Genomic DNA, 6033 nt, shown 5'->3' with positions numbered 1-6033 from the left:
ATTCCTCCAGTTCGGACAGCTCGACCCCCAGCTTCTCGACCACCGCCGCCGGGATCTTCTCGGCCTGCGCGCGCAGCGCCCGCCCGGCCGGGGTGAGGTCGATGACCAGTGCGCGTTCGTCGCGGGGGTCGCGGGTGCGGGTGATGTAGTCCAGCGCCTCGAGCCGCTTGAGCAGTGGCGAGAGCGTCGGCGAGTCCAGTTGCAGCAGTTCGCCGACCTCCTTCACCGACAGCGGCGCGTCCCCCCAGAGCGTGAGCATCACCAGGTACTGCGGGTGGGTCAGCTTCATCGGCTCGAGCAGTGGCCGATAGATCGACAGCACCGCGCGGTTGGCCACCGCCAGCGCGAAGCACACCTGGCGTTCCAGCCGCAGCGGATCCTCGATCGCGCTGTCCACACGCACCTCCTCGCACCGTGCCGAACGATCATCCGATTCTGCGCACCCCCGGGGCCGATCGCCGAGTGGGGGTGGCCGCCAGGTTAGATCGTGCATTAACTATTAGCGTACGATTCATTATCGCACGACCCGCCAGCCGAACGATCTGCCACCGGGCCCGCGGCGAACCGGCGCGACCGGCGCCGACGAGACCGCAACCGGGCAGACGCGAAGGGAGCAGCCGATGAGCGCGCGCACCACACCCACCCCGCTCCAGCGGGTCCGCTACGTCTGCGGCGCGACGCTGCCACCCGAGATGCGGGACTGGGTGCGCGAGGATCTCACCGGCCCCGGCGCGACCCGCCGCTACCTGATGCGCTTCCTGCTGCCGGTCATCCCGCCGCTGTGCCTGTTCCTGCTGCTGCCGGGACCGCTGTGGATGGCTCTGTCGATGATGGCGCTGCTGTACCTGCCGCACGTCTATTTCACCGTCGCGCTGCTCTACGTCTACCGACGCCACCGCCTCGTCAAGCACGGGCTCGACCCGCGGCTGGCGCACCTGCACGAACAGCAGCGCCGCGACGAGGACCGCCTCGCCTACGAACACCGCTACGGCCGGGCCTGACCCACCCGGCCCGACGCCGGGCGCACAATCGATGGGGACGCACGACCCGACAGGCCCCACCCGCGACGAGGAGCCACAGATGGCGGTGCAGCAGAGCATGCGCGCCTGGCGCGTGACCACCCCCGGCCCGGTCGACGGCGCCGCCCTGCGGCCGGTCACCGAACCGGTCCCCGAACCCGGGGAGGGCGAACTGCTGGTCCGGGTGCTGGCGTGCGGAGTCTGCCGCACCGACCTGCACGTGGTGGAAGGCGACCTGCCGGTGCACCGCCATCGGGTGGTGCCCGGTCACGAGGTGGTCGCCGAGGTCGTGACCGGCGCGGGCGACTTCGGCCCCGGCGACCGGGTCGGCATCCCCTGGCTGCGGCACACCTGCGGCCTGTGCCGCTACTGCATGCGCGGCGCGGAGAACCTGTGCCCCGACTCGCGCTACACCGGCTGGGACGCCGACGGCGGCTATGCCGAATACACCACGGTCCCGGCCTATTACGCGCTGCCCCTGCCCACCGGTTACGGCGAGGAGGAACTCGCGCCGCTGCTGTGCGCCGGCATCATCGGCTACCACGCGCTGCTGCGCGCCGAGGTGCCCGAGGGCGGCGTACTCGGCCTCTACGGCTTCGGCGGCAGCGCCCACCTCACCGCCCAGGTCGCCCTCGCCCAGGGCGCTCGCGTGCACGTGATGACCCGAGGCGAAGCCGCCCGCGCGCTGGCGCTGGAACTCGGCGCGGCCTCCGCCCAGGGCCCCGCCGACCCGCCGCCCGAGCCGTTGGACTCCGCCATCCTGTTCGCTCCGGCCGGGGAACTCGTTCCGGTGGCCCTGGAAGCGCTCGACGCCGGCGGCACCCTGGCCCTGGCGGGGATCCATCTCACCGACACCCCGCCGCTGAACTACCAGCGCCACCTGTTCCGGGAACGGCAACTGCGCAGCGTCACCTCCAACACCCGCGCCCAGGCCCGCGAATTCCTCGCCGTGGCCCAGCGCCACCACCTGAACGTGCGCACCCACCGCTACGGACTCGACACCGCCGACCGGGCGCTGAGCGATCTGTCGCACGGCCGGTTCGACGGGGCGGCGGTCCTGGTGCCGTGAACCGTGGGGCGGTGACCGACCGCCCGACGGTCCGCGCCTAACGCCCTGTCGCGTCGAGCAACCGGTGCACGGCGTCCGGGACGGTCCGTGCCACCACGTCGATGTCCGGTGCGCCGTCGTAGTCGCCGGTGATGCCGAAGTGCATCGTCCCGGCGTAGCTGAGCATGGCGATGCCGAGGCGCAGCCGCAGCGCGATCGGCACGATGGGGAACACCTCGCGTACGTCCGCGCCGAACAGGCGCAGCGGCCTCGTCGGTCCCGGCACGTTCGTGGCCACCGCCACCACCCCCTGCTGCGGGAAGCGCAGCGCCGTTCGCACCGCCCAGGCCACCGGCGCGAACGGGACCAGCCCGGCGAGGTCGACCAGCGACTTGCCCGCCCCGGACTCCCCGCTGCCCTTGAGGTGGTCCATCTGCTCACGCACCGCCCGCAACTGCGCCACCGGATCGTCCAGATGCACCGGGAGCGCGGGCAGCATGAGCGAGACCCGGTTGTCCATCCGTCCCGAGGCCCGCGACGACCGGGTCGACACCGGGGTGAGCACCCGCGCCGACTCCGGCCCCGGCTGCTCGCCGCGTCCGAGCAGGACCGCGCGCAGCGCCGCGGTGACCGCTGTCAGCGCGACATCGTTGACCGTGCCGCCCAGCGCCTTGCGCACCCGGTCGATCTCGTCGAGCGGCACCCTGGCCACCGCGTAGCGGCGTTGACGGCCGATCGGGCCGTTGAGCGAGGAACCTTGCCGCGGATCGAGCAGGTCACGCACCAGCGGCGCCACCCCGCGCGCGGTGCGTACCACGGTGCGCGGCACCCGCGCCACCAGTCCGGGGGCGCGCAACGGCAGTTCGAACCCGGCGCGCAGCAGCCGCTGCCAGTCGGGTCCCTGCTCCGCCGAGCCACCAGCCGGGTCACCGGATGTGGTGTGCGCCGAGGGTGTCTCCTCCGCCGGCGGGTCACAGATCTTCTGCAGCAGCGAGATGCCGGAGACGCCGTCGACCATGCTGTGGTGGGCCGAGAGGATCACCGCCCAGCGCTCGTCCGCCAGCTCCTCCACGACGGTCAGATGCCAGAGCGGGTGGTCGCGGTCGAGCCTGCGGCCCATGGTGTTGGCGGCGTACTCCCACAGCGCGGCCTCGTCCCGGGGCCGGGGCAGCGCCGCCCAGGTGAGGTGGTGGCCGAGGTCGAAGGTCTCGTCGGGCACCCAGACCGGTGCGGTGACGTCCCAGGGGCTGCGTTCGATCCGGTGCCGCAGCCGAGGCAGCGCGTCGATCCGCCGGGCGAGCGCACGCTGGAAATCCACCCGGTCACCGGGCGCGCCGGCGAGGATCGCCACCGCGCCGATGCGGGCGCTGACGTGCCGGTCGGTGTCCTCCAGTTCCAGGAACCCCGCGTCGAGGGGGCCGAGTTCGCTCATCCACCGATCCTGCCACCCGTGCGCCGCGCCGCCAGGGACTTCCGCCCGCGTCGCCGAGGCCGTTGGGCCCGTCCCGCCGCCCCGATCACCCCCGATCGGGCTCGGCGTTTTCCGGCGCTAATTCGTCCGAGGAATCGACAAAACCCACGTCACCGCCCACGGCCACCGTATGTGAAACCGCGCAATGCAACGGACATACCGAGGTTGCACATCCGACATTGCGCACCGTTTACCTGGACCGGTATCCACGTCACGCAACGGAGAGGCGGAACCATGAAAGTCGCCGTGGTCGCAGGCAATCCGAAACCGAATTCCCGGACGCTCCAGGCGGCCGAATTGGTGGTCGAGGCGCTCACCGGCAGCGGGCCCGAGACCGTTGTCGATGTGGTCACCCTCGGCTCCGGCCTGCTCGGCTGGGGAGACGCGGCGGTCGCCGCGGCGGTGGAGGCCGTCGCGGGCTCCGACCTGATCGTTGTGGCCAGCCCGACCTTCAAGGCCACCTACTCGGGCCTGCTCAAACTGTTCCTCGACCAGTTCGCCACCGGCGAGGGTCTGCGCGATGTGGTGGCGGTGCCACTCATGCTCGGCGCGGCGCCGTTCCACGCCATGGCGCCGGACCTGATGCTCAAGCCGCTGCTGGTGGAACTGGGCGCGGCCTGCCCCGCGCCGGGGCTGTACCTGCTCGACAGCAGCTACGCCAGCGACGGCCGCATCGCCGACTATGTCGACCGATGGGGACCGGTGCTACGGGCCGCGGTCTCGGCGAAGGCGGGAGTGCAGTCGTGACCACCGCTCAGATCGACCAGCGCGCCCTGCGCACCGCCATGGCCCAGTTCCCCAGCGGGGTGGTGGCCCTGTGCGCCGACCCGGCCGGTGAGCGGATCGGCATGGCGGCCAGCTCGTTCGTCTCGGTCTCCCTCGACCCGGCCCTGGTGGCCGTGTGCATCCAGAACAGCTCGAGCACCTGGCCGCGGCTGCGCGAGGCCGGGACGCTCGGGGTGAGCGTGCTCGCCGAGGCCCACTCGGCGGCCGCGCGCACCCTGGCCTCCCGCAGCGGCGACCGCTTCGCCGGCGTGTCCACCGTCCGCCGCGACAGCGGCGCGCTGCTGGTGGACGGCGCCGCGCTGTGGATCGAGTCCAGGATCGTCGAGGAACTGCCCGCCGGGGATCACACCATCGCGCTGCTCTCGGTGGACTGGCTCGAGCACCCCGGCGACGTGGCGCCGATCGTGTTCCACCGCAGCGCCTTCTGCCGATTGGAGCGTGGCGATGGCTAGCCCGCAACCCTACGACGCCGTCGGCCGCGCGGCCGCCGCACTCGCCGACGGCCTGCCCGTGCTGGTGGTCGACGACGAGAGCCGGGAGAACGAGGGCGACGTCGTGCTCGCCGCGGCGACCGCCACCCCGGAGTGGACGGCGTGGATGATCCGCAACACCTCCGGGCTCGTATGCGCCCCGATGCCCGCCGAACGCACCGAGGCGCTGGCGCTGCCGCAGATGGTCGGCGACAACCGCGATCCCAAGCGCACCGCCTACACCGTCACCGTGGACGCCGCCACCGGCGTGAGCACCGGCATCAGCGCCGCCGACCGCACCCGCACCCTGCGCGTGCTGGCCGATCCGCGCAGCCGCGCCGACGACCTCATCCGTCCCGGCCACGTGCTCCCGTTGCGCGCCGTCGACGGCGGTGTGGTCGAACGGCCGGGGCACACCGAGGCGGCCGTGGAACTGTGCGAGCTGGCGGGGCTGCCGCCGGTCGGTGCGATCGCCGAGCTCACCGGCGACGACGGGACCATGCTGCGCCTGCCCGCCGTCGAGGAGCTGGGAGCGCGGATGGATCTGCCGGTGCTCACCATCGCCGAGCTCGTCCGCTACCGGCAACGGAATCCGCGGCCACGCGTGATCAGGCCGAGGGTGCGGCGGGCCGCGGTCACCACCATCGACACCCGCCACGGCCGGTTCGACGCCGTCGGCTATCGCGACACCGAGACCGGCGACGAGCACATCGCCCTCATGCGCGCCGGTGGCGGCCCGGTCCCGCTGGTGCGGGTGCACTCCGAATGCCTGACCGGCGAGGCTTTCGGCTCGCACCGCTGCGAGTGCGGCCCGCAACTGGACTCCGCGCTCGAGCGCATCGCCGAGAGCGGCGGCATCGTGGTCTACCTGCGCGGGCACGAGGGCCGCGGCATCGGCCTGCTCAAGAAGCTGGCGGCCTACCGGCTCCAGGACGAGGGTCTGGACACCGTGCAGGCCAATGTGGCGCTCGGTGAGCCGGTCGATGCCCGCGAGTACGGTGCGGCGGCGGCGATCCTGCGCGATCTCGGCTGCGACACGGTGGAATTGATGACCAACAATCCGGCCAAGATCGCCGGGCTCGAACAGGCCGGAATACGGGTGCACGACCGGGTGCCGCATTTCACCGGCGCGATTCCCGGCAATATCCGCTATCTGCGGACCAAACGCGAGCGGATGGGACACCTCATTCCGGTCGACTGAGACGCGCGACGCGATTCGGCGAGGGGGGGGGGGCCCCC

General features: G+C 72.3%; 7 protein-coding genes. 5 read left to right on the top strand and 2 right to left on the bottom strand.

Features of this window, described 5'->3' with window-relative positions; all coding sequences use genetic code 11:
* Positions 1 to 397 (bottom strand): MarR family winged helix-turn-helix transcriptional regulator (locus tag QH283_RS21750; RefSeq protein WP_280504823.1); only part of this gene is annotated, 397 nt, incomplete at its 3' end.
* A 223-nt stretch (positions 398 to 620) separates the two neighbouring features.
* On the opposite strand from QH283_RS21750, the gene QH283_RS21745 reads away from it, so the two are divergent.
* Together QH283_RS21745 and QH283_RS21740 are read left to right on the top strand one after the other, a co-directional pair.
* Entirely contained in the window at positions 621 to 1001 is a 381-nt protein-coding gene (locus QH283_RS21745) for a DUF5313 family protein (protein WP_280504822.1), read from the top strand.
* A 97-nt stretch (positions 1002 to 1098) separates the two neighbouring features.
* Complete coding sequence (locus tag QH283_RS21740; RefSeq protein ID WP_280504825.1) at positions 1099 to 2088, top strand: zinc-binding alcohol dehydrogenase family protein; 990 nt, start codon at positions 1099 to 1101, stop codon at positions 2086 to 2088.
* A 37-nt stretch (positions 2089 to 2125) separates the two neighbouring features.
* On the opposite strand, the gene QH283_RS21735 is transcribed toward QH283_RS21740, so the two are convergent.
* A complete protein-coding gene (locus QH283_RS21735; protein WP_280504821.1) occupies positions 2126 to 3499 on the bottom strand; it encodes a wax ester/triacylglycerol synthase family O-acyltransferase in 1374 nt (457 codons plus the stop codon).
* 273 nt (positions 3500 to 3772) lie between these two features.
* Between QH283_RS21735 and QH283_RS21730 the strand changes: the two genes are divergently transcribed.
* Genes QH283_RS21730 through ribA form a run of 3 tightly spaced genes read left to right on the top strand, consistent with a single transcriptional unit; the run spans position 3773 to position 5995 of the window.
* Positions 3773 to 4285 carry an NADPH-dependent FMN reductase gene (locus QH283_RS21730; protein WP_280504820.1) on the top strand — a complete coding sequence of 171 codons (513 nt, stop codon included), beginning with the start codon at positions 3773 to 3775 and terminating at the stop codon, positions 4283 to 4285.
* The gene (locus QH283_RS21725) at positions 4282 to 4776 is read left to right on the top strand and encodes a flavin reductase family protein (protein ID WP_414689666.1); all 495 of its coding nucleotides are present in this window, start codon (positions 4282 to 4284) and stop codon (positions 4774 to 4776) included. The genes QH283_RS21730 and QH283_RS21725 overlap by 4 nt, the downstream gene beginning before the upstream one ends.
* Positions 4769 to 5995, top strand: coding sequence for a GTP cyclohydrolase II (gene ribA, locus QH283_RS21720; RefSeq protein ID WP_280504819.1), 1227 nt, complete (start codon positions 4769 to 4771; stop codon positions 5993 to 5995). The genes QH283_RS21725 and ribA overlap by 8 nt, the downstream gene beginning before the upstream one ends.
* Positions 5996 to 6033 lie beyond the last annotated feature (38 nt).

The sequence above is a fragment of the Nocardia farcinica genome (assembly GCF_029867845.1).
GTDB classification, from domain to species: domain Bacteria; phylum Actinomycetota; class Actinomycetes; order Mycobacteriales; family Mycobacteriaceae; genus Nocardia; species Nocardia farcinica_A.
This window is presented reverse-complemented; position numbering and strand designations above follow the sequence as displayed.